The sequence below is a fragment of the Stenotrophomonas sp. TWI169 genome (assembly GCF_039674705.1).
In the GTDB taxonomy this organism is placed as follows: domain Bacteria; phylum Pseudomonadota; class Gammaproteobacteria; order Xanthomonadales; family Xanthomonadaceae; genus Stenotrophomonas; species Stenotrophomonas maltophilia_P.
Genome location: NZ_JBDJOB010000005.1, coordinates 93,424 through 116,131, shown reverse-complemented (window position 1 = coordinate 116,131; position 22,708 = coordinate 93,424). Strand labels below are relative to the sequence as shown.

General features: G+C 66.7%; 17 protein-coding genes and 1 riboswitch. Of the genes, 11 read left to right on the top strand and 6 right to left on the bottom strand.

Annotated elements, in window-relative coordinates; all coding sequences use genetic code 11:
- Position 1 precedes the first annotated feature (1 nt).
- From ABE543_RS05720 to thiC, 4 genes are all read right to left on the bottom strand, one after another.
- Positions 2-901, bottom strand: a complete 900-nt coding sequence (locus ABE543_RS05720) for a helix-turn-helix transcriptional regulator (RefSeq protein WP_053519175.1) — start codon at positions 899-901, stop codon at positions 2-4.
- A gap of 114 nt (positions 902-1,015) precedes the next feature.
- Complete coding sequence (locus tag ABE543_RS05715) at positions 1,016-3,328, bottom strand: winged helix-turn-helix domain-containing protein (protein ID WP_346475419.1); 2,313 nt, start codon at positions 3,326-3,328, stop codon at positions 1,016-1,018.
- 260 nt (positions 3,329-3,588) lie between these two features.
- Positions 3,589-4,260 carry an ion channel gene (locus ABE543_RS05710; protein WP_053519170.1) on the bottom strand — a complete coding sequence of 224 codons (672 nt, stop codon included), beginning with the start codon at positions 4,258-4,260 and terminating at the stop codon, positions 3,589-3,591.
- 97 nt (positions 4,261-4,357) lie between these two features.
- The gene (gene thiC, locus ABE543_RS05705) at positions 4,358-6,202 is read right to left on the bottom strand and encodes a phosphomethylpyrimidine synthase ThiC (RefSeq protein ID WP_346475418.1); all 1,845 of its coding nucleotides are present in this window, start codon (positions 6,200-6,202) and stop codon (positions 4,358-4,360) included.
- Positions 6,203-6,284: 82 nt separating this feature from the next.
- Positions 6,285-6,385: riboswitch (TPP riboswitch) on the bottom strand.
- Positions 6,386-6,629: 244 nt separating this feature from the next.
- Here thiC and ABE543_RS05700 point away from each other — a divergent pair.
- A complete protein-coding gene (locus ABE543_RS05700) occupies positions 6,630-8,207 on the top strand; it encodes a BCCT family transporter (RefSeq protein WP_053519166.1) in 1,578 nt (525 codons plus the stop codon).
- Positions 8,208-8,564: 357 nt separating this feature from the next.
- On the opposite strand, the gene ggt is transcribed toward ABE543_RS05700, so the two are convergent.
- Entirely contained in the window at positions 8,565-10,283 is a 1,719-nt protein-coding gene (ggt, locus tag ABE543_RS05695; protein ID WP_053520297.1) for a gamma-glutamyltransferase, read from the bottom strand.
- A gap of 696 nt (positions 10,284-10,979) precedes the next feature.
- Here ggt and ilvC point away from each other — a divergent pair.
- The 9 genes from ilvC (at position 10,980) to leuB (ending at position 20,641) form a co-directional block, all read left to right on the top strand.
- A complete protein-coding gene (ilvC, locus tag ABE543_RS05690) occupies positions 10,980-11,954 on the top strand; it encodes a ketol-acid reductoisomerase (protein WP_053520296.1) in 975 nt (324 codons plus the stop codon).
- Between the two features lie 37 nt (positions 11,955-11,991).
- On the top strand, positions 11,992-13,728 hold the full coding sequence (gene ilvG / locus ABE543_RS05685; RefSeq protein WP_197600587.1) for an acetolactate synthase 2 catalytic subunit: 1,737 nt from the start codon (positions 11,992-11,994) through the stop codon (positions 13,726-13,728).
- Positions 13,712-13,975, top strand: coding sequence for an ACT domain-containing protein (locus ABE543_RS05680; protein WP_053520294.1), 264 nt, complete (start codon positions 13,712-13,714; stop codon positions 13,973-13,975). The genes ilvG and ABE543_RS05680 overlap by 17 nt, the downstream gene beginning before the upstream one ends.
- Before the next feature lie 96 nt (positions 13,976-14,071).
- Positions 14,072-15,163 carry a threonine dehydratase gene (locus ABE543_RS05675; RefSeq protein ID WP_053520293.1) on the top strand — a complete coding sequence of 364 codons (1,092 nt, stop codon included), beginning with the start codon at positions 14,072-14,074 and terminating at the stop codon, positions 15,161-15,163.
- A complete protein-coding gene (locus ABE543_RS05670) occupies positions 15,160-16,746 on the top strand; it encodes a 2-isopropylmalate synthase (RefSeq protein WP_065181712.1) in 1,587 nt (528 codons plus the stop codon). Before ABE543_RS05675 ends, ABE543_RS05670 begins: the two co-directional genes overlap by 4 nt.
- A 10-nt stretch (positions 16,747-16,756) precedes the next feature.
- A complete protein-coding gene (locus tag ABE543_RS05665) occupies positions 16,757-17,533 on the top strand; it encodes a class I SAM-dependent methyltransferase (RefSeq protein ID WP_111186152.1) in 777 nt (258 codons plus the stop codon).
- Between the two features lie 60 nt (positions 17,534-17,593).
- Positions 17,594-19,012, top strand: a complete 1,419-nt coding sequence (gene leuC / locus ABE543_RS05660; RefSeq protein WP_065181714.1) for a 3-isopropylmalate dehydratase large subunit — start codon at positions 17,594-17,596, stop codon at positions 19,010-19,012.
- The gene (gene leuD / locus ABE543_RS05655; protein ID WP_053520097.1) at positions 19,012-19,590 is read left to right on the top strand and encodes a 3-isopropylmalate dehydratase small subunit; all 579 of its coding nucleotides are present in this window, start codon (positions 19,012-19,014) and stop codon (positions 19,588-19,590) included. The genes leuC and leuD overlap by 1 nt, the downstream gene beginning before the upstream one ends.
- Positions 19,580-20,641 (top strand): 3-isopropylmalate dehydrogenase, encoded by a 1,062-nt coding sequence (gene leuB / locus ABE543_RS05650; protein WP_197571665.1) that lies wholly within the window; start codon positions 19,580-19,582, stop codon positions 20,639-20,641. The genes leuD and leuB overlap by 11 nt, the downstream gene beginning before the upstream one ends.
- 112 nt (positions 20,642-20,753) lie before the next feature.
- Here leuB and ABE543_RS05645 read toward each other — a convergent pair whose 3' ends face one another.
- Positions 20,754-21,527, bottom strand: a complete 774-nt coding sequence (locus ABE543_RS05645) for an SDR family oxidoreductase (protein WP_053520099.1) — start codon at positions 21,525-21,527, stop codon at positions 20,754-20,756.
- 117 nt (positions 21,528-21,644) lie between these two features.
- On the opposite strand from ABE543_RS05645, the gene ABE543_RS05640 reads away from it, so the two are divergent.
- Entirely contained in the window at positions 21,645-22,550 is a 906-nt protein-coding gene (locus ABE543_RS05640; protein ID WP_053520100.1) for a LysR family transcriptional regulator, read from the top strand.
- Positions 22,551-22,708 lie beyond the last annotated feature (158 nt).

Genomic DNA, 22,708 nt, shown 5'->3' with positions numbered 1-22,708 from the left:
GTTACGATTGCGTTGCAGCGCTGTATTTGCGCGAACCAACCAGAGACTTTGCGGATTGTGGCGGGAGCAAGCCGCCGTTTTCCCTGAAGCGCGAAGCGGACTGCCCGTAGCGGGCGCGGAACGCCCGGGCGAAGCTGCAGCAGTTGTCGAAACCACTGGCCGCGGCGACCTCTCCCACCATCATGTCGGTGTCGCGCAGCAGGTCGGCGGCGCGCTCCAGGCGCAGCCGTGCCGAAAGCGACTGCGGGCTTTCTTCATACAGGCTCTGGAACGTCTTGGAGAGATACCAGCTGGAGAAGTTGGTCAGCTCGGCCAGTTCGCCGATGCGTACGACGCGGTGGCTGTTGCCTTCCAGATAGAGGCGGGCGCGCTGCATGCGACCGAACACCTGGCGCTTGCGGCTGCGCGAACGGCCAGGGCAGCGCTGCACGTTGTCGGCCAATCCACGCTGCAGGCCGGCCAGATGCAGCAGCAGCGGGCGCAGGTGCTGCGCCGGGTGGCCACTGGCCAAGGCATCACGCCACAGGCGCAGCGCGACGCGAGCGTCACTGCGGCCCATCCGGCCGCGGCCCGCGTACAGGCCGCAGTCGGCCATCTCCGCCAGCACACGCAGCGCTTCCACGTTCAGGTTCAGGCCGATGCACAGCCCGTTGCGCCCTGCCTGCACCAGCGGGCGCGATTCCTTCTCGAACGCGATCCATTCGCCGTGGCGCAGGCGGAAGCGCCCCTCCTTGGCCTCCACCCAGGAGCTGCCGCGCACCTGCATCCACACGGTGAAGCTGCTGCCCGCGGTCTGCAGGCTGCCGAGCCGGGCCACGCCCAGGCAGGTCGGCACGACGTCATCGAGTGCCTTGTCCAGGGAGACGGATTGGCCACGATCGGCCAGTGAGAGTTGACGCATGGTGCACCACGGATTTGCCAAGTACAGGCCTCCGTTTTGCCCAATCAGGCGGCACCGCGTCAGGAAAGACCGACGAGATCGCCACGAATTCGCGGCGAGATCCCGACGAAGAAATTACGAAGGCCCATTTCCCTTGAACATCAACATCTTGGAGAAGGCCGGGAACAGCGCTGGCGCCTTTTCGGGCAGCCGCATCACGCCGATGTCGGCGCCATCACTGACTGCCAGAGCGACAAACAGGGCCGTCCCGTCTGCGCTGGCGCTGAGTCCGTTGCTCGCGCTCAAGCGCTGCGCGTCCAGGCAGCGCCCGGCATCCTCCTGCCCGGCGGCGATGCGGACGAGGATGGTGCTGCAGCGGGTGGAACTGCCGAGATAGCCGATGCTGTCGTGGCCGGCAACCGTCCACGAGCGGTAGCGCCAGCGGCTGGGTTTGTCCTCGCTGATCTGCCGCACGCTGTCCGGGGACAGCGCCGCGTCCGCCGCCCACAACCCCTCCGCCGCCAGGCGGGTGAACAGCACCCGACGGCCTGCGCGGTCAAAGCGGACCTGGGAGACGCCGTCGATGCTCGCCAGCCGCCGCCAGGGTTGGGTGCTGCGATCGAACAGACTGAGCCGCGTACGCTGGTCGACATCACGTTCGACCACCAGCAGCTGCTCGGGCGTGGCGCCATACAGCGCCTGCAGCGGCTGTTCGGCGGGCACGGGCAGCGGTTGCAGACGCTCGTCGCGGGGTGCGATCTCGTAGACCACCGCGCGACCGTGTGCATCGCGCCCAACCACCAGAAGTTGCCGGCTGTCGGCCGACCAATCGGGGGCCTGCCGTGCTTCCGGGCGCAGGCCCTCGATCGGCCGCAGCGAATCGGGGCGTTGCATGTCCGCCCACCAGAGAGCGAAGCTGCCCGAGCGGTCAGAGGTGAATACCAGCTGGCGACCGTCCGGTGCTGCCATCGGTTGACCATCGCGGCCGCTGGACGCAAACAGGCGCTCCGGTTCACCGCCCTGCATCGGCACCTTGAACACGCCGAACTGTGCACGGCGATGGACGAAGGCCAGCATGCCGCCATGCCGCGATACCGCCGGCCACTGCGCATCGTCCAGTCCGGCATCACGCAGCGTGCGCCGCTCGATGTCGAGGTAATAGAGCCGCACCTCGCTGTCGACCCGGCGGCCGAACACGATGGTGCGGCCGTCGCCAAGCCAGGCCCATCCGCGCAGCTCGGCCGACTCGCTGGTCAGCTGCTCCGGCGTGCCACCCGCGGCAGGAACCCGCCACAGGTCGCCCATCTGCGGGTTGCGCACGAACACCAGCCATTTGCCGTCCGGCGAATAGCGCGGCGCGTAATCGAAATCGTCCTGATCGACGGCGTACTGCAGCGGCTGCCACTGTCCGCTGGCCAGATCGAGTACTCGGATACCGCGGTGGGCATAGCGGCCCACCATGCTGCCGAATACCAGGCCGCGCCCGTCGGGTGTCCAATCGAAGCTGAGCAGCTCGGTGCCATCGCAGCGCGTGGCCTGGCGCAACGCGCCGCCGGTCGCACTGGCGATCAGCACCTGACAACCCCCATCGGCGGAGAAGCGGGCAAAGGCGATGTCGCGTCCATCCGGCGACCAGTTCGGGAAGCGATCAACCGCACCCGCAGGAGGAACAAGCAGCTGCCGCGCCGGCGCGTTGCCGGACGTCTGTACCTTGATCGCACCGCCGCCCAGGCCATCCTCGCTGGCACCTTCGTAGGCCACCTGCGAACCATCCGGCGACAGCGTGGGATAGGTTTCGAAGCCTGCGGTGGCGGTGATCAGCCGATAGGGCCGCTGCGGGCTGCCGATCACCCGCGTGCCGTTCTCCACCGCCGCCTCCACCGGAGAGCTGGCCGGCGCACGGCGCAGCAGCAGGACCGTCATCACCAGCAGTGCGGCCAGCATCAACAGGCCCAGCACCAGCAACAATCGACGTCGCAGGTAGCGCCAGCGACGGCGTCGCATGTCCTCCGGGGCTGGCGTGTGCACTTCCATGGCCGCGTTGGAATCGCCAGCCGCGCCTTCGGCATCGACCGCCAGTTCCGCTTCGGGCTCAGGCATGGCCTGCACCGGCACGCGCAGGCGGTAGCCGGTCTTGGCGATCGTCTCGATATACGCCTGGCCGTTGTCATCGTCGTTGGCGAAGGCTTTGCGCAGCTGGGTGACCGCCTGCGTCAGCACATCGTTGGTGGGCAGCGTATCGGGCCACACCTCGGCGAACAGTTCTTCGCGGGTGACCACGCGCCCGGGTTGCCGCAGCAGCACACGCAGCACGCCCAGCGCCTTCGGCGTCAGCCGGCGCGGGCGACGCGCGCCGGCAACTTCGACCTCTCGCGAGGACAAAGTGACGACACATTCGCCAATCCGGATCCGATCAGATTCGGTGGGCTGGATTTCGCTGCGGTTCATTTTTTGCTAAACAGTAGAGACAGTTTCCGGGCAGTGTTCGCCTTCGATACCGTCCCCAACGGGGAACAGCGAAAAGCCAGACTCCGCACAAAGCATCGGCGCATACCGCAAAAACAATGGAGCGCGCGAATACTAGCCTATGCCGGTTACCTCGCCTATCGCGTGGTCGACATCAGGCTCTCTCTCGCCGACGCATTCACATAACTTCGCACCATCATTCGCGCCCTTTCGGGCGCGAAATTTTTATCTGCCATTCATTTTCAGAAACGCCGCAGCATGGTCAATCCGACCAGCCGCGAAACCACCAAAGCCACGTACATCACGCCTGAGAACTGCTCCAGCATGACCAGTGCGCGTGCCTGCGGATGCAGCGGCACGACATCGCTCAGGCCGACCCCGGACAGCAAGCTGAAGCTCAGATAAAGCAGCTCCATCCAGCTTCGCTGAGGTCCCTCGCTGCTGCCCTGGAAGCTGCCCGGATACCACTGTTGGCACACCCCGAATGCGAAGGCGAATGCCCACGCGAGCAAGGTGAAGGTGGCGCCGGCCGCGAACAGTTCGTCGCGGGTGACTTTGTGGTCCTGCAGCATGTAGGCGATCAGGGCGCCGGCCGTATAGAAGTAGAGCAGGCTCTCCAGCAGCTGCGCGGTGGTCACCAGCGCGGCGCGGTCCAGCAGCGCGCCGGCGATGGAGAACACCACCGCCGGAATCGCCAGCAGCAGCGCCAGCCATGTACCCAACGGGCTGCGCTGGACCACCCACAACGCCAGGCCCAGCACCGCCATTCCAAACATGCCCAATGCGGCGCGGCCGGCGGCCGTGTCGTCCAGCGCGGGATACAGCATCACCGCCAGCAGCTGCGCGCCCAGCAGCCACGCGGACGGATGGCGGCGGGCGATGGCCAGCCAGCGGGTGGTCACGGCAACAGGCATGGCGTCCCTTCCCCGGAAAGATGGGCGGAGGATAACGGGATGCGCGTGAGGCGCGCGATGCAGCGCCGCCGGGGCACGCCCGGCTACGCCAGTCCGGTCAGCCCTGCTGGTAGACCTCCGCGCCCGCAGCGCGGAACTGCTCGGACTTCTCCTTCATTCCGGCCTCGGCGTACTCGCGCACGTCCTGGGTGATCTTCATTGAGCAGAAGTGCGGCCCGCACATCGAGCAGAAGTGCGCCAGCTTGTGCGCGTCCTTGGGCAGCGTCTCGTCATGGAATTCCTTTGCCTTCTCCGGGTCCAGCCCGAGGTGGAACTGGTCTTCCCAACGGAACTCGAAGCGCGCCTTGCTCAATGCGTTGTCGCGGACCTGCGCGCCCGGATGCCCCTTGGCCAGGTCGGCCGCATGTGCGGCGATGCGATAGGCCATGATGCCGTCGCGCACATCCTGGCGGTTGGGAAGGCCAAGGTGTTCCTTCGGCGTCACGTAGCAGAGCATCGCGGTACCGAACCAACCGATCATCGCTGCGCCGATGGCACTGGTGATGTGGTCATAGCCGGGCGCGATGTCCGTGGTCAGCGGCCCCAGCGTATAGAACGGAGCCTCACCACATTCGCGCAGCTGCTTGTCCATGTTTTCCTTGATCAGCTGCATCGGCACGTGCCCGGGACCTTCGATCATCGTCTGCACGTCATGCTTCCATGCGATCTTCGTCAGCTCGCCAAGCGTTTCCAGCTCGCCGAACTGCGCCGCGTCGTTGGCGTCTGCGATGCAGCCCGGGCGCAGCCCATCGCCCAGCGAGAAGGTCACGTCGTAGGCCTTCATGATTTCGCAGATGTCCTCGAAGTGCGTGTAGAGGAAATTCTCCTTGTGATGGGCCAGGCACCACTTGGCCATGATCGAGCCGCCGCGACTGACGATGCCGGTCACCCGCTTGGCGGTCAGCGGCACGTAGCGCAGCAGCACGCCGGCATGGATGGTGAAGTAGTCCACGCCCTGTTCGGCCTGTTCGATCAACGTGTCGCGGAAGATCTCCCAGGTCAGTGCCTCGGCACGGCCATCGACCTTCTCCAGGGCCTGATAGATCGGCACCGTGCCGATCGCCACCGGCGAGTTGCGGATGATCCACTCGCGGGTCTCGTGGATGTGCTTGCCGGTGGACAGGTCCATCACCGTATCGCCCCCCCAGCGGATCGACCACACCAGCTTCTCCACTTCCTTGGCAATGCCGGATGACACCGCGCTGTTGCCGATGTTGGCGTTGATCTTGGTCAGGAAGTTGCGGCCGATGATCATCGGCTCGCTTTCCGGATGGTTGATGTTGTTGGGCAGCACCGCCCGGCCACGGGCGATTTCGTCGCGGACGAACTCCGGGGTGATGATCTTCTGGATGGATGCGCCGAAGGCTTCGCCCGGATGCTGCTGCAGCAGGCCTGCATCGCGGATCGCGTCCAGGCGCTGGTTCTCGCGGATGGCGACGAATTCCATCTCCGGCGTGATGATGCCGCGGCGCGCATAGTGCATCTGGGTGACATTGCCACCCGCACGGGCGCGGCGCGGCAGGCTGCGGGCCGGGAAGCGCACCGCATCGAGCTTCGGGTCGTGCTCGCGGTCGCGGCCGAAGGAAGAGCTCAGGCCATCAAGCTGTTCGGTGTCACCCCGCGCTTCGACCCAGGCACGGCGCAGGGCCGGCAAGCCCGCGGACAGGTCGATGCGCACGTCAGGATCGGTGTAGGGGCCGGAGGTGTCATACACCGTGACCGGCGCGTTCTCTTCGCCGCCGAACAGGGTCGGCGTGCGGCTCAGTGCGATCTCGCGCATCGGCACGCGCAGGTCCGGGCGCGAGCCGGTGACATGGATCTTGCGCGAGCCGGGAATCGGCCGGGTCACGGATTCGGAGAGTTGCTGGGCCTGTTGCTGCAGGGCGGAGAGCTGTGCGTTCATCGGGCATCGTCCAGGAGGGTCAGGGACGAAGCGGCGGCGCACTGCCCCCGCACGCGGACGGCCCTTGGGCCGCGTCCGGGTTCGGTTGCATTGCAAAGCTTCCCTACGCCGGTATGAGCCGGATCAGGTTCCAAGGGACTGTCTCAACCGTGGCCGATGGCCGCGGTACCCCCGCTTCTTGCCGGCATTAGACCATAGAAGTCCTGCAACAGGGCGAGCCCACGGGGCGGCTGCGCGTCACGCGACATTGATGAATTAACGCAACCATGACGTCGCGTTCAGTAACGTGCACGCGCATCGTGTCGCTGCGACCGATGACGCATCGCCGCCATCGCGGCCCCTGCCCGGCTAGCGCTCGAGTGCCGCCGGCCCCTCGCTGCAAGCATTTGCTCGCTCCCTCAATCCCTTTGATCGGAGAAGCTCCTTCATGGTGTTTCGTGTTTCCATCGCACTGGTCCTGTTGCTGGTGCTGCTTGCCGGCGTAGCACCCGGTCCCTTCAACGCCGTGGTGCAGAGCATCCTCGGCGAACTCATCCGCGGCATCGGCTGGCTGTACCTGCTGGTGGTGTTCCTGGCGCTGGTGTTCCTGATGTACCTGGCGTTCGGCCGCTTCGGCAACCTGCGCATCGGTGGCGAAGACGCCGAACCCGAATTCTCGCGGGCCAGCTGGATGTCGATGCTGTTCGCCGCCGGCATGGGCATCGGCCTGGTGTTCTGGGGGGCGGCCGAGCCGATCTCCCACTTCAGCAAGCCGCCGGAAGGACTGGCACCGGAAAGCATGGACGCCGCACGTGCAGCGATGCGCTATGCGTTCTTCCACTGGGGCCTGCATCCGTGGGCGATCTACGCGCTGATCGGTCTGGCAATGGCATGGTTCCAGTTCAACCGCAACGGCCGCGGGCTGGTCAGCGACATGCTGCAGCCGATCATCGGTCATCATCATCGGGGCTGGATCGGACGGATTGTCAACATTGCCGCGGTGGTGGCCACGGCAATCGGTGTGGCCACCACGTTGGGCTTCGGCACCATCCAGATCGCAGCCGGCATGCAGCGCGTGTTCGGCGTGCATGCCGGTGTGCCGCTGCAGCTGACCATCATCGCCGTCGCCTTCGTGTTGTACATGGCCTCCACCCTCAGCGGCGTGGAGCGCGGCGTGAAATGGCTGTCGAACTTCAACCTGGCACTGGCCGCCCTGCTGCTGGCACTGGTCCTGGTGCTCGGGCCGACCGGCGCGATCTTCAATACCTTCACCACGACGCTGGGGTCCTACCTGAACCAGCTGGTGACGATGAGCCTGCGCATGTCACCGTTCTCCTCCAGTACGTGGGTCGCCGACTGGACGATCTTCTACTGGGCCTGGTGGATTTCCTGGGCACCGTTCGTGGGTTCGTTCATCGCGCGCATCTCGCGTGGCCGCAGCGTGCGCGAGTTCGTGGTGGGCGTGGTACTGGCGCCGACGCTGCTGGGCTTCTTCTGGTTCTCGGTGTTCGGTGGCACCGCGATCTGGTCGCAGATCTTCGGCCATGCAGACCTGGTACAGGCGCTGGGCAATGGCTATGAGACCGTACTGTTCACCCTGTTCGACAGCATGCCGCTGCCATTGCTGCTGTCGTGCATCGCGCTGGTTCTGCTGATGATCTTCTTCGTGACCTCGGCTGACTCGGCGGTGCTGGTGCTGGCCAGCATGTCCACCGACGAGGCAGGCGACCCGCCCGCCAAGCGCAAGCTGGCCTGGGGTGTGGGCATCGCGCTGATCGCAGGTGCGTTGCTGCTGGCCGGCGGCCTCGACGCGCTGCAGGGCATGATCACGATCTCGGCACTGCCATTCGCGCTGCTGATGGTGCTGGTGATGGTCTCGCTGTACCGGGTACTGGACCAGGAGTACACGCGGGAGCGGCGGCAGGCACAGCGCCAGCGGCACATGATCGATGCGTGGATCGCGCGCGAAATGGCGGCACAGGAAGAAACCCAGGCCGAAGCAGCGCGCGCGCAGGATTCGGATTGAGGGTGTTCGGCAGCCTGCGGCTGCACCGCTTTTTCTCAAGCAAGAGCAACGGCAAAAGCGGCCGGAGAAACACGAAGGCGTCGGATCCGTTTCCTCTGGAAAACGGATCCGACCCCAACCCACAGCGCGCGGCTGTTGCCTTTGATCTTCTTCTTTCTCTTCCGTGGCTGACGCGCACGGAAATTGTCGGGGGGCGTGCGGGTGGGGAAGGACGGGGGTGTCCGCGGCATGGATGCCGCGGCCAAGCCTACAAGGACGTATTCACGGCGTCCCCCGGCATTCCCATCCGCACGCCCCAATCCATGATCGGCTCTGGCGATCAGCCGCGAGGGGGCTCAGCCCGGTGGCCGGGAGACCTCAATACCCCGCCGCCTGCCCATCCTTTCGACTCTCCGACGCGCCGTAGTACACGCCCGTGTCCGGATCCCGCATGATCGCCTGATACCCGCCGTACGGACCGTCGGCGAACACGATGCGATGCCCCTTGCGCATCAGCGCGCGCACCGTTTCGTACGGGAAGCCCGTCTCCAGGTTCACCTCCCCCCCATCGGTCATCGCCGTGGCCTGACCGGTCGGCTCCGTGGAACCTTCATGCTGGATACGCGGCGCATCTCCGGCCTCCTGCAGGTTCATGCCGAAGTCCACCAGGTTCATCACGATCTGCGCGTGGCCCTGCGGCTGCATCGCACCGCCCATCACGCCGAAACTGGCATAGGGCTTTCCATCCTTGGTGATGAACGCCGGAATGATGGTCTGGAACGGGCGCTTGCCCGGTGCGTAGCCGTTCGGATGGTTCTTCTGCAGCACGAACATCTCGCCGCGGTCCTGCAGGATGAAGCCGAGCCCCGGTGGCGCCATGCCGCTGCCCATCCCGCGGTAGTTCGACTGGATCAGCGACACCATCATGCCGTCAGCATCGGCCACGGTCATGTAGATCGTATCGCCCTCCTCCAGCTGCTTCGGCGTGCCCGGCTGCACTTCCTTCAACGCCTTGTCCATGGAAATCAGTGCACGCCGCTGCGCGGCATACTCCTTGGAAATCAGCTTCTGGACCGGTGCGGGCTGGAAGGCCATGTCGGCGTAGAAGCGCGCACGATCGGCGAAGGCCAGCTTCTTGGCCTCCACGAACAGATGCACGTGCTCGGGCGAGCCGAATGGAATCTTCGAGAAGTCGTAGCCTTCAAGTACGTTGAGAATCTGCAGCGCGGCGATGCCTTGGCTGTTCGGCGGCAACTCCCATACGTCGTAACCGCGATAGTTGCTGCTGACCGGCTCGACCCACTCGCCGTGGTGGTCGGCCATGTCCTGGTAGCTCAGGTAGCCACCATTGGCCTTGAAGTAATCGCCGATGGTGTGGGCGATCTCGCCCTTGTAGAAGGCATCCCGGCCGCCGTCGGCCACCTTCTGCAACGTATCGGCCAGGTTCGGGTTCTTCCACATCTCGCCCTTGCGCGGGGCATGCCCGTTGACCGTGAACTGTTCCTTGAAGCCGGGATACTGCGACAGCCGTGGCACGGAACGATCCCAGTAATAGGCGATCACCTCGGCCACCGGGTGGCCTTCGCGCGCGTAGCGGATGGCGGGCGCAAGATTGTCGGCCATGGGCTTGCGGCCAAAGCGGCCATGCAGGGCGAACCAGCCATCGACGGCACCGGGCACGGAGACCGGCAACGGCCCGGTCGCCGGGATCTCCTTCAGGCCGCGGCGCTGGAACTCGGCCAGGGTCAGCGACTTCGGCGAGCGGCCGGACCCGTTGTAGCCGTACAGCTTCTGTGTCTTCGGGTCCCAGACGATGGCGAACAGATCGCCACCGATGCCATTGCCGGTCGGCTCCATCAGGCCCAGCGCAGCATTGGCGGCGATGGCGGCATCGACCGCCGAGCCGCCGGATTTCATCACGTCCAGTGCGATCTGGGTGGCCAGTGGCTGCGAAGTGGCCGCCATGGCGTGAGGCGCGATGACTTCCGAGCGGGTGGCGAAGGTGTGGCCGGTGATGCGGTCGGCAGCGAGGGAAAGCGCTGGCATGGCCGCCAGGACGGCGGCAGCCAGCAGGGAACGGGCAAGGCGTCGGGACACAGTCGGGTTCCGATGGAAGGGTGGTAGCACCGATCATCGCCGCTACGGCCTTCACGCGGTATCGGGCAGAGGTCATGGGGCGAGGCGGCCGCGGCGACCGCTGCCGGCACCGGGTCATGCCCGGCGGGCAGAACCCCCAAAATCCGCGCAAAAACCTTGGTGAAAGGAGTGAATTCGGGTTCACCGAAACACTTTCAGCGGCAACCATCCTTGCGCCACAAGCGATTCCGCTGGACGCAGCGGAAAGTGCCTGGAATCACCCCGACAAGGGTTGACATCGTCAAAACAGCTGTGTTTCTCTCGATCACATGCTGCAACACAACACACCACCGCGAACCCACATCGAAGCCGCCGACATCGGCGCCGCGTCGCTGCGTTCGATTCTTGTGCTCGTACTTATTACCCAACCAACAGGTGCGGGACGAGCCAGCGTGTAAGCAGATAGAACACACCGGAACTCGATCAAAAACCCGCACCCGCCCAGGTGCGGGTTTTTTCATTTCAAGACCTGGTTTCAGACGCAACCACCATGACCACCGCCTTCTGCAAAACCCGGACCTGCTGCACCACGATGCCTCGTGGCGGCCGTTCCTGTGCGATGCGCGGCCCCTCCTCCACCGCTTTCCCCTGACCGGCCGGTACGTCGCTTCGACGACCGGCCGTTCTTTTTTCTTCCCACCGCAAGGAACCTCCCCCATGAGCACCAACGACCTGCCCCAGACCAAGATCGCCGTCATCGGCTACGGCAGCCAGGGCCGCGCCCACGCACTGAACCTGCGCGAATCCGGCTTCGATGTGGTGGTAGGCCTGCGGCCGGGCGGCCCGACCGAAGCCAAGGCCCAGGCCGATGGCTTCACCGTCGTGGCTCCCGCCGATGCGGTGAAGGATGCCGACCTGGTCGCCGTGCTGACTCCGGACATGGTGCAGAAGAAGCTCTACAACGACGTGCTGGCGCCCAACATGAAGCAGGGCGCGTGCCTGCTGTTCGCCCACGGCCTCAATGTCCACTACGGCATGATCGAGCCGCGCGCCGACCTGGACGTGGTGCTGGTCGCACCGAAGGGCCCGGGCGCGCTGGTGCGTCGCGAGTACGAGATCGGCCGTGGCGTTCCGTGCATCTGGGCGGTCTACCAGGACACCAGCGGCCAGGCCGCGCAGCATGCGCAGGCCTATGCGACCGGTCTCGGTGGCGCCCGCGCCAATCTGATCCAGACCACCTTCAAGGAAGAAACCGAGACCGACCTGTTCGGTGAGCAGGCGGTGCTGTGCGGTGGCGCCTCGGCGCTGGTACAGGCCGGTTTCGAGACCCTGGTGGAAGCCGGCTACCAGCCCGAGATCGCCTATTACGAAGTGCTGCACGAACTGAAGCTGATCGTGGACCTGTTCTACGAAGGCGGCATCTCGCGCATGCTGGAATTCATCTCCGAAACCGCGCAGTACGGCGACTACGTCAGCGGCCCGCGGGTGATCGATGCCGGCACCAAGGAGCGCATGAAGGAAGTACTGAAGGACATCCAGGACGGCACCTTCACCAAGAACTGGGTGGCCGAGTACGAAGCGGGCCTGCCGAACTACAACCGGTTCAAGCAGGCCGACCTGGAGCATCCGATCGAGAAGGTAGGCAAGGAACTGCGCGCCAAGATGGTCTGGTTGCAAGGACAGGCCGCGTAACCACGCGGCCCTCCCCCACCCGCTTGCAAGGTCCCCCATGAACTCTTCCACACACCGCAGCGCGCCACCCAACGGGGCGCGCTGGCTGACCCAGGCACTGGAGGCCGAAGGCGTCCGCACGCTGTTCGGCTATCCCGGCGGCACCATCATGCCGTTCTACGACGCGCTGGTGGATTCGTCGTTGAAGCACATCCTGGTGCGGCACGAGCAGGGCGCGGCGCTGGCCGCCAACGGTTTCGCACGCGCCAGCGGCCAAGTGGGCGTCTGCGTGGCCACCTCCGGCCCCGGCGCATCGAACCTGGTCACCGGTATCGCCGATGCGATGCTGGACTCGGTGCCGATGGTCTGCATCACCGGCCAGGTCGGCACGCCCCTGCTGGGTACCGACGCCTTCCAGGAGCTGGATGTGTTCGGCCTGACCATGCCGATCGTCAAGCACAGCTGGCTGGTACGCAGCGTCGATGACCTGCCCCGCGTGGTCGCCGATGCCTTCCGCATTGCCCGCGAAGGACGTCCCGGCCCGGTGCTGATCGACCTGCCCAAGGACGTGCAGGTGGCCGATGCCAGTCACCTGCCGGTGCATGTGCCGAGCAGCGTCGAACCACCGCCGGCAGCCACCGGCGACGCCATTGCCGCCGCCATCGCAGCGCTGGCGTCGGCGGAGAAGCCGGTGGTGTATGCCGGCGGTGGCATCGCACTGGGCGATGCAGTGCAGGACCTGCGCGATTTCGTCGAGGCCAGTGGCATTCCCACGGTGATGACCCTGCGTGGACTGGGTGCTCTGCCGGCACACCATCCGCAGTCGCTGGGCATGCTGGGCATGCACGGCACCCGCGCAGCCAACATGGCGGTGCAGGAAAGCGATCTGCTGCTGGTGCTGGGCGCACGGTTCGATGATCGCGCCACCGGCAAGCTGGCGGAGTTCGCTCCGTTCGCGCGCGTGGTCCATATCGATGCCGATGCGTACGAGATCTCCAAGCTGCGCAGCGCCGACGTCGCCGTGCCCGGCAATGTCGGCCACGCCATCCGTGCCCTGCATGCGGCCTTCCCCTCCCCCAGGGCCCATCAGGACGCATGGCGCAGCCGCTGTGCGCAGCATCGCGACCGCTTCGCCGCCCGCTACGACGCGCCAGGGCAGCACATCTACGCACCAGCGCTGCTGAAGCGCCTGAGCGAACTGGCACCCGCCGACACGGTGATTGCCTGCGACGTCGGCCAGCACCAGATGTGGGTGGCCCAGCATTGTCGCTTCAATCATCCGCGCAACCATCTGACCAGCGGCGCGCTGGGCACGATGGGCTTCGGCCTGCCGGCGGCGATGGGCGCGCAGTTTGCCTGCCCGGAGCGTACCGTGGTGCTGGTGTCCGGCGATGGCAGCTTCATGATGAACGTGCAGGAGCTGGCGACCATCGCCCGGTGCCGCCTGCCGGTGAAGATCGTGCTGCTGGACAACAGCTCGCTGGGCATGGTCCGGCAGTGGCAGGAGCTGTTCTTCGCCGAGCGCTACAGCGAGATCGATCTGTCCGACAACCCGGATTTCGTCGCCCTGGCCCAGGTGTTCGGCATCGCCGCCAGCCGCATCGATTCGCGCGATGACGTCGAAGGCGGCCTGGCCGCGCTGCTGGCCGAGCCGGGCCCGGCGCTGCTGCACGTGGCCATCGACGCGCGCGCCAACGTGTGGCCGCTGGTGCCGCCGAACACCGCCAACAGCACCATGCTGGAAAGCAATCCAGCCCATGCCCGCCAGGAGACTCCCAATGCAATACCGGCTTGACCTGGTGCTGCAGCCGGCCGAAGGCGCGCTGCTGCGCGTGATCGGCATGGCCGAGCGCCGTGGCTTCGCGCCGCGTTCGATCAGCGGTGCTCCGGACGCCGCCGATGACGGACGCTGGCACCTGCAGCTGGTCGTGGACGGCCAGCGGCCGGCGGAGACGCTGTGCCGGCAGATCGAAAAGATCTACGACTGCGTATCGGTGGAGCTGACGCCGGTAGACAGCAGCATCGAAGGAGTATCGCAATGAACACCCGTACCGTTGTGACCACGGTGCCGGTACGGAGGCGTCTTCTTCGCCGCCCGTACCCGCATGCGGTGGTCGCGCACACCGCGCCGGTGGCCCATGCCGGCCGCTGATACCAGCAAGGAAAGTGATGTCGGCGACGTAAGCGTCGCCGATGTCCTAGCCGCGCAGGCGCGCCTGCGCCGCTTCCTGCCGCCCACCCCACTGCATCATGCCGAACGCTTCGGCACCTGGCTGAAGCTGGAGAATCTGCAGCGGACCGGCTCCTACAAGGTGCGCGGAGCGTTGAACGCCCTGCTGGCAGGCCGCGAGCGCGGTGACAGCCGCCCGGTGATCTGCGCCTCGGCAGGCAATCACGCCCAGGGCGTTGCCTGGGCCGCCTACCGGCTGGATGTCCCCGCGATCACCGTGATGCCGCACGGTGCACCGGCAACCAAGATCGCCGGTGTCGCCCATTGGGGTGCCACCGTACGCCAGCACGGCAACAGTTATGACGAGGCCTGCGCCTTCGCCGTCGAACTGGCGCAGCGTCATGGCTATCGCTTCCTGTCCGCCTTCGACGACGCCGACGTGATCGCCGGCCAGGGGACGGTCGGCATCGAGCTGGCCGCGCACGCGCCGGACGTGGTGATCGTACCGATCGGCGGTGGCGGCCTGGCCGCCGGCGTCGCCCTGGCGCTCAAGTCGCAGGGCGTGCGCGTGATTGGTGCGCAGGTGGAAGGCGTGGACTCGATGGCCCGTGCGATCCACGGCGATGTCCGCGAGATCGCCCCGGTGGCATCGCTGGCCGATGGCGTGCGGGTGAAGATCCCCGGCTTCCTGACCCGTCGCCTGTGCAGTTCGCTGCTGGACGACGTGGTGATCGTGCGCGAGGCCGAACTGCGTGAAACGCTGGTGCGGCTGGCACTGGAAGAACACATCATCGCCGAAGGCGCGGGCGCGCTGGCACTGGCTGCCGGTCGACGCATCGCCGGGCGCCGCAAGTGCGCCGTGGTCTCCGGCGGCAACATCGATGCCGGCGTGCTGGCCGGCCTGCTGACCGACATCCGCCCACGCCCGCCGCGCAAGCCGCGCCGGCGTCGCGCCGAGACGCCCCGCCCGCCGGCACGGACCGGCGTCACGCCCACCACCGCTGCCCCCCCTTCCCCCCTGCACGCCGTTGCACCTGTTGTCGAGGAGATCTCCCTGTGACCACCATCGAACGAATTACCACCCCGCGCATCCGCATCTTCGACACCACCCTGCGTGACGGCGAGCAGTCCCCCGGCTGCAGCATGAGCCCACCGCAGAAGCTGGTGATGGCGCGTGCGCTGGACGAACTGGGCGTGGACATCATCGAGACCGGCTTCCCGGCCAGCTCGCAGTCCGACCGCGAAGCGATGGCCCTGATCGGCCGCGAACTGCGCCGTCCGGGCCTGAGCCTGGCCGTGCTGTCGCGCTGCCTGCAGGCCGATATCGAGACCTCGGCACGTGCCCTGGAAGCTGCGGCCAACCCGCGCCTGCACGTGTTCCTGTCGACCAGCCCGCTGCACCGCGAGCACAAGCTGCGGATGACCCGGGAGCAGGTGCTGGAGTCGGTACGCAAGCATGTATCGCTGGCCCGTTCCTACATCGACGATGTCGAATTCTCGGCCGAAGATGCCACCCGCACCGAGCTGGACTACCTGATCGAGGTCTCGCGCGTGGCCATCGCCGCCGGCGCCACCACCATCAACCTGCCCGACACCGTCGGCTTCACCACGCCGGAGGAAATCCGCGCGATGTTCCAGCAGGTCATTGCCGGCGTGGCCGACGTGCCCAATGCCGCCAACGTGATCTTCAGCGCGCACTGCCACAACGACCTGGGACTGGCTGTGGCCAACTCCCTGGCCGCCATCGAGGGCGGCGCCCGCCAGGTCGAGTGCACCGTCAACGGCATCGGTGAACGCGCCGGCAACTGCTCACTGGAAGAAATCGCGATGGCGCTGAAGGTGCGCCAGGCCTTCTACGAGCAGGACACCGCGATCAACACCCCGCGCATCGTCGGCACCTCTCAGCTGCTGCAGCGCCTGGTCGGCATGCCGGTGCAGCGCAACAAGGCCATCGTCGGCGCCAATGCCTTCGCCCATGAATCGGGCATCCACCAGCATGGCATGCTGCGCCATCGCGGCACCTACGAAATCATGCGCCCGGAAGACGTGGGCTGGGAGGATTCGCAGATGGTGCTGGGCCGCCACAGTGGCCGCGCCGCCGTCGAAGCGCGCCTGCGTGCACTGGGCTTCTGGCTGGACGAAGAAGAGCTGAAGCTGGTGTTCGAACAGTTCAAGGGCCTGTGCGAGCAGCAGCGGGTAGTCACCGATGCCGACCTGCAGACCTTGATGCAGGGCGGCGCCAATGCACAGGGCTATCGCCTGGCCTCGATGACCATCAGCGATGTCGGCAGTCGCGCCAATGCACTGGTCGAGCTGTCCGACCCGGACGGCAACCGCGTGGCCGAGACCGCGCAGGGCGATGGCCCGGTGGATGCGCTGTTCGGCGCGTTGTCGGCCGCCACCGGCGTGCAGCTGATGCTCGACAGCTATCACGTGCACAGCGTCGGCATCGGTGCCGATGCACGCGGCGAGGCCAACCTGAGCGTGCGCCACGACGGCATCGAATACGACGGCACCGGCACCAGCAAGGACATCATCGAAGCCTCCGCGCTGGCCTGGCTGGACGTTGCCAACCGGCTGCTGCGCCAACGCCAGGCTGCTGCCAGCAGCGTCAGCGAAACCGCCACCCCTGCCACCGCCTGAGAAACCTGACATGAGCGCCTTCGACACGACCACGTCCGCTACGGCGGGCCAGCAGTGGAACGCCCAGGACTATGCGATCGATGCCGGCTTCGTGCCGCTGCTCGGCGGCGCGGTGTCGCGCCTGCTCGACCCGCGCGCCGGTGAGCACATCCTCGATCTGGGCTGTGGCGATGGGGTGCTCAGCAGTGAACTGGCGTTGAGCGGTGCACGCATCCACGGCGTGGACGCGTCGCCGGAACTGGTGATCGCCGCGCGCGCGCGCGGCGTCGATGCGCAGGTGATGGACGGCCATGCCCTGTCCTTCGACAGCGCGTTCGACGCGGTGTTCAGCAACGCCGCGCTGCATTGGATGCGCCACCCCGACGCCGTGCTGGAAGGCGTGCGCCGTGCACTGCGTCCCGGCGGCCGCTTCGTGGCCGAGTTCGGTGGCCATGGCAACGTAGCGACCATCATCGCCGCGGTGCAGGCCGCACGTGCTGCGCATGGCCATGGCGCCAGCGGTTTCCAGTGGTATTTCCCGACCGCCGACGCCTATGCCGACCGCCTGCGCCAGCACGGCTTCCAGGTGCAGCTGATCGAATGCCTGCCGCGCCCCACCGCACTGCCGACCGGCGTGGCAGGATGGCTGCGGGTGTTCGCCGCACCGCTGCTGGACGACCTGCCGGTCGAGGCCCGTGCCACCGTTCGCGAGGCCGCCGCGGCCCTGCTGGCCGACCTGCCCCGCAACGCGGCGGGCCAGCCGCTGGCTGACTACGTGCGCCTGCGCGTACTCGCGCGCCGCCGTTGACTTGACCCTTTCCCGTTATTTCCCGATGTTCGTTCAATCGTACTTCTGCCAGGCAACCGCATGACCTCCGCACCCCGCACCCTGTACGACAAACTGTGGGACGCCCACGTGGTCGTTCCCGAATCCGACAGCGCCCCTGCGGTGCTGTACATCGACCTGCACCTGATCCACGAGGTGACCTCGCCGCAGGCGTTCACCGAGCTGCGCGAACGCGGTCTCCGCCCACGCCGGCCGGACCGCACCAAGGCGACGATGGATCATTCCACGCCGACCCTGCCGGCCACCGCCGACGGCCGGCTGCCGTACGCCAGCGCCGCCTCCGAGGCGCAGGTCGCCACGCTTGCGCGCAACTGCAGCGAGCACGGCATCGAACTGTTCGACATGAGCTCGGACAACCGAGGCATCGTCCATGTCATCGCGCCCGAGCAGGGTTTCACCCAGCCCGGCATGACCATCGTCTGCGGCGACAGCCATACCTCCACGCATGGTGCGTTCGGCTCGCTGGCCTTCGGCATCGGCACCAGCGAAGTGGGTCATGTGCTGGCAACACAGTGCCTGCTGCAGCGGAAGGCGAAGACGCTGGCAATCACGGTCGACGGCCCCCTGGCGCCGGGCGTCGGCGCGAAGGACGTGGTCCTGCACATCATCGGTGTGATCGGCGTCAACGGCGGCACCGGCCATGTGATCGAGTTCCGTGGCAGCACCATCGAAGCGATGGACATGGAGCAGCGCATGACCCTGTGCAACATGTCCATCGAGGCCGGCGCGCGCGCGGGCATGGTGGCTCCGGACCAGGTTACCTTCGATTTCGTCGCCAACACGCCACGCGGCCCCAAGGGCGCCGATTTCGAGGCGGCCGTGGCCCGTTGGCAGGAACTGCGCAGCGATGAAGGCGCGCGCTTCGACAGCGAAGTCCACATCGATGCAGCCGACATCCGTCCGACCTTGACCTGGGGCACGCATCCCGGCACCGCCATCGCGGTCGATGTGCCGATTCCTGCGGCCAACGACGCCGCCGCGCAGAAGGGCCTGGACTACATGCACTTCCAGGCCGGCCAGGCACTGGCCGGCACGCCGGTCGATGTCGTGTTCGTCGGTTCGTGCACCAACGGCCGCCTCAGCGACATGCGCGAAGTGGCACAGGTGCTGCGTGGCCGCCGCGTCGCCGAGCGCGTGCGCATGCTGGTGGTACCGGGCTCGGAGATCGTCAAGCGCCAGGCCGAAGCGGAGGGCATCGATGAGATCGTGCGTGCAGCCGGTGCCGAATGGCGCGAGCCGGGCTGCTCGATGTGCATCGCCATGAATGGTGATCTGGTCGCCCCCGGCCAACTGGCAGTGAGTACCAGCAACCGCAATTTCGAGGGCCGCCAGGGGCCGGGCTCGCGCACACTGCTGGCCTCGCCGATGAGCGCCGCCTGGGCGGCGGTGAAGGGCCACGTGGCCGATACCCGCGAACTGTTCGCGCAGGAGGTGGCGTAATGGCCGGTTTCCGCACCTTGACCTCGTCCAGCGTCGTGCTGCGCCAGACCAACATCGACACCGACCAGATCATTCCGGCCCGGTTCCTGTCCACCACCGAGCGTGCCGGACTGGGCCGCAACGCGTTCAATGACTGGCGCTGGCAGTCCGACGGTTCGCCGGTGGCCGATTTCGCCTTCAACCAGCCGCACAACGCCGGCCGCAGCATCCTGCTGGCGGGCCGCAACTTCGGCTGTGGTTCCTCGCGCGAGCACGCGCCGTGGGCGCTGACCGACCTGGGCCTGCGCGCCATCGTCAGCAGCGAGATCGCCGACATCTTCCGTGGCAACTCACTGAAGAACGGCCTGCTGCCGATTGTCCTGGACGAAGCCGACGTTCAGGCGCTGATGCAGCGCCCCGACGACGAACTGACCATCGACGTGGCGGCACGCGAGCTGCGTACGCCGGATGGCCGGGTCTACTCCTTCCCGCTGGATGGCTTCTCGCAGACCTGTCTGCTGGAAGGCGTCGATCAACTGGGTTATCTGCTGGGCCGCGTCCCTGACATCGAACGTTACGAGAGTGAGCATGCACGCTGAGATCGTTGTACTCCCCGGTGATGGCATCGGCCCGGAAGTGGCCGCCGCTGCGGTTGCGGTCCTGAAAGCCATCGGCGAACGCTTCAACCACACCTTCACGTTCAGCGAGCACGATATCGGTGGCATCGCCATCGATCGCCATGGCGATCCCCTGCCCGCCGCCACCCTCGCCGCATGCCAGGCCGCGAATGCCGTGCTGCTGGGTGCAGTGGGTGGACCGAAGTGGTCCGACCCGAACGCCAAGGTGCGCCCCGAGCAGGGCCTGCTGGCGATCCGCAAGGCGCTGGGCCTGTACGCCAACCTGCGGCCGGTGCGTACCCATGATGCCGCCCTGGGGGCATCGCCGATCAAGGCCGAACTGCTCAAGGGCGTGGACTTCGTGGTGGTACGCGAACTGACCGGCGGCATCTACTTCGGCGACAAGACCCGCGATGCCGACAGCGCCAGCGACCTCTGCCGCTACACCGTGGCCGAAATCGAGCGCGTGCTGCGCAGCGCGTTCCGCCTGGCACAGCAGCGCCGAGGCAAGGTGACCTCGGTGGACAAGGCCAACGTGCTGGAGACGTCCCGCCTGTGGCGTGACGTCGCCGCCCGTATCGGCCGCGAGGAGTTCCCGGACGTCGCGCTGGAACACCAGCTGGTCGATTCGATGGCGATGCACCTGCTGGCCAAGCCACGCGAATACGACGTGATCGTGACCGAAAACATGTTCGGCGACATCCTCACCGACGAGGCCTCGATGCTGGCCGGTTCGCTGGGCCTGCTGCCGTCGGCATCGCTGGGAGAACCGGGTGCGGTCGGCATCTACGAGCCGATCCACGGTTCGGCACCGGACATCGCCGGCAAGGGCATCGCCAACCCCTACGCGACGATCCTCAGCGCGGCCATGCTGCTGCGCCACTCGCTGGGCCTGGATGCCGAAGCGGCGGCGGTGGAGGCGGCCGTGCACGCGGTGCTGGATGATGGCGTGTTCACTGCTGATCTGGCTGCAAAGGGCCAGGCCGTGAGCACGGCGGCGGCGACCGACGCCGTGCTGGCGAAGCTGGGCTGACCCGCCGGGCGGCACCTGTAGCGTCGAGCCATGCCCGATGGCTGTTGCATGAGCCGGGCATGGCCCGGCGCCACAGGTGCAGTGCGGTGGAGCCGCGCCCAGCGTGGCCCGGTTACTTGGTGGTGTAGCCACCGTTGACCAGCACCGTCTGCCCGGTCATCCACCAGCCGTCGGTAACCAGGAAACGGATCCACGGCACGATGTCGGCAATGTCGGTCAGACCGGTGCGGGTGAACGCGGACAGCGCCGCCGCGGTCTTGTGATACGCCTGCGCATCGGCACTCTCGGCAGGATAGAAGAACGGCGTGTCCATCGGCCCGGGACCGATCGCGGTCACCGAGATGCCCCGCTCGCCGAACTCCTTCGATGCCGCGCGGGTGAAGTGCTCCACCGGCGCCTTGGTACCTGCATAGCTGGAGTAGAACGGCGTGTAGGCGCCCAGCAGCGACGTCACCAGGGTGCAGATGCGGCCACCATCATTGACGTGACGGCCGGCCTCCTTGAGGAAGAAGAACGCCGCCTTGGCATTCACCGCGCTCATCTCGTCGTACTCGGCTTCGCTGATCTCCAGCAGCGGCTTCTTCAGGACCTTGCCGACGGTATTGATGGCGACATCGGGACGGCCGACGGCTGCGACAGCGTCGGCGAACAGGCGCTCCATGGCGGCAGCGGAGGTCAGGTCACCCTGCAGGGCCACGGCCTTGCTGCCCGCAGCCTGGACCGCCGCGACGGTCGCTTCGGCGTCGGCCTGGCTGGCATCGCTGTTGTAATGGATGACGATGGCCCCGGCGCCGTGGGCGGCGAAATCGCGGGCGAGCAGGCCACCGAGGTTCTTGGCACCGCCTGCGATCAGCACGGTCTTGCCCTTGAGGGAGTGGTCGGTCATGGCTTCGGTCTCGGAGTGGGGCTGTCCGGGATGGCAACCCTGCCCCGATGACGATATCGTGCGGAAAATGCGGATAAAGCCCGCAACATTGACTTAACTTTCCAGATCGAGCGAACAATGGATCGGATCGACCGCTTCCGCATCTTCAGCCGGGTGGTGGAGTGCGCCAGCTTCACCCGCGCCGCCGATCAGCTCGGACTGCCCCGTTCCACGGTATCGGCGGCGGTCGCCGAACTGGAGCAGCGGCTGGGTACGCGCCTGTTGCAACGCTCGACGCGACGCGTCTCCACCACCCACGATGGCGATGTGTTCCACGCCCGCTGCCTGCGCCTGATCGCCGAGGTCGAAGATGCCGAATCGCTGTTCCGCCAGGAGGACGCGCAGCCGGTCGGCCTGCTGAGGATCGACGTACCCAGCCGCATCGGCAGGCGCATCGTGGCACCAGCGCTGCCTGACTTCTTCGCCCGTTACCCACAGGTGGAGGTGGATCTGGGCATGACCGACCGCGCAGTGAATCTGATCGAGGAAGGCTGCGATGCGGTGTTGAGGGTCGGCCAGCTGGGCGATTCCAGCCTGGTTTCGCGCACGCTGGGCACGCTGGACTTCGTCAACGTGGCCGCGCCGTCCTACCTGCGCGCGTACGGCGTCCCGCAGCAACCGACGGACCTGCAGCAGCACCGGGCGGTGAACTACGCCTCGCCGACGACCGCGCGGGTGGAACCGTGGGAATGGCAGGACGGAACCCAGCTGCGCACGCTGCCCATGCAGGGTTGGGTGCGGGTGAACAGCGCCGAAGCCTCGATCGCCTGCTGCGTGGCCGGACTGGGACTGCTGCAGATTCCGCGCTATGACGTGCAGGACGAGCTGCAGTCCGGCACGTTGGTGGAAGTGATGCCACGGCACGTCGCACAACCGTTGCCGGTGACCCTGCTGCAACCGCATCGGCAGCATCGGGCACAGCGCGTGCACGTATTCCTGGAGTGGCTGGTGCCACTGCTGCGGAGCGGCCTGCAACTGCAGTAGATCCACGCCATGCGTGGATGCTTCTGTAGAGTCGAGCCATGCTCGACTCATCCCATCATCGCGCAAAGAGCAGCCGAGCATGGCTCGGCTCTACAGAAAGCAGATCCCGCGAGCAGAGCCGTGCCAACCAGGGTTGGCACCTGCCAGAGGCGGTGGTC

Coding starts and splice junctions, on each gene's coding strand:
- ABE543_RS05720 (WP_053519175.1), bottom strand. CDS start 901: ATGCGTCAACTCTCACTGGCCGATCGTGGCCAATCCGTCTCCCTGGAC.
- ABE543_RS05715 (WP_346475419.1), bottom strand. CDS start 3,328: ATGAACCGCAGCGAAATCCAGCCCACCGAATCTGATCGGATCCGGATT.
- ABE543_RS05710 (WP_053519170.1), bottom strand. CDS start 4,260: ATGCCTGTTGCCGTGACCACCCGCTGGCTGGCCATCGCCCGCCGCCAT.
- thiC (WP_346475418.1), bottom strand. CDS start 6,202: ATGAACGCACAGCTCTCCGCCCTGCAGCAACAGGCCCAGCAACTCTCC.
- ABE543_RS05700 (WP_053519166.1), top strand. CDS start 6,630: ATGGTGTTTCGTGTTTCCATCGCACTGGTCCTGTTGCTGGTGCTGCTT.
- ilvC (WP_053520296.1), top strand. CDS start 10,980: ATGAGCACCAACGACCTGCCCCAGACCAAGATCGCCGTCATCGGCTAC.
- ilvG (WP_197600587.1), top strand. CDS start 11,992: ATGAACTCTTCCACACACCGCAGCGCGCCACCCAACGGGGCGCGCTGG.
- ABE543_RS05680 (WP_053520294.1), top strand. CDS start 13,712: ATGCAATACCGGCTTGACCTGGTGCTGCAGCCGGCCGAAGGCGCGCTG.
- ABE543_RS05675 (WP_053520293.1), top strand. CDS start 14,072: ATGCCGGCCGCTGATACCAGCAAGGAAAGTGATGTCGGCGACGTAAGC.
- ABE543_RS05665 (WP_111186152.1), top strand. CDS start 16,757: ATGAGCGCCTTCGACACGACCACGTCCGCTACGGCGGGCCAGCAGTGG.
- leuC (WP_065181714.1), top strand. CDS start 17,594: ATGACCTCCGCACCCCGCACCCTGTACGACAAACTGTGGGACGCCCAC.
- leuD (WP_053520097.1), top strand. CDS start 19,012: ATGGCCGGTTTCCGCACCTTGACCTCGTCCAGCGTCGTGCTGCGCCAG.
- leuB (WP_197571665.1), top strand. CDS start 19,580: ATGCACGCTGAGATCGTTGTACTCCCCGGTGATGGCATCGGCCCGGAA.
- ABE543_RS05645 (WP_053520099.1), bottom strand. CDS start 21,527: ATGACCGACCACTCCCTCAAGGGCAAGACCGTGCTGATCGCAGGCGGT.
- ABE543_RS05640 (WP_053520100.1), top strand. CDS start 21,645: ATGGATCGGATCGACCGCTTCCGCATCTTCAGCCGGGTGGTGGAGTGC.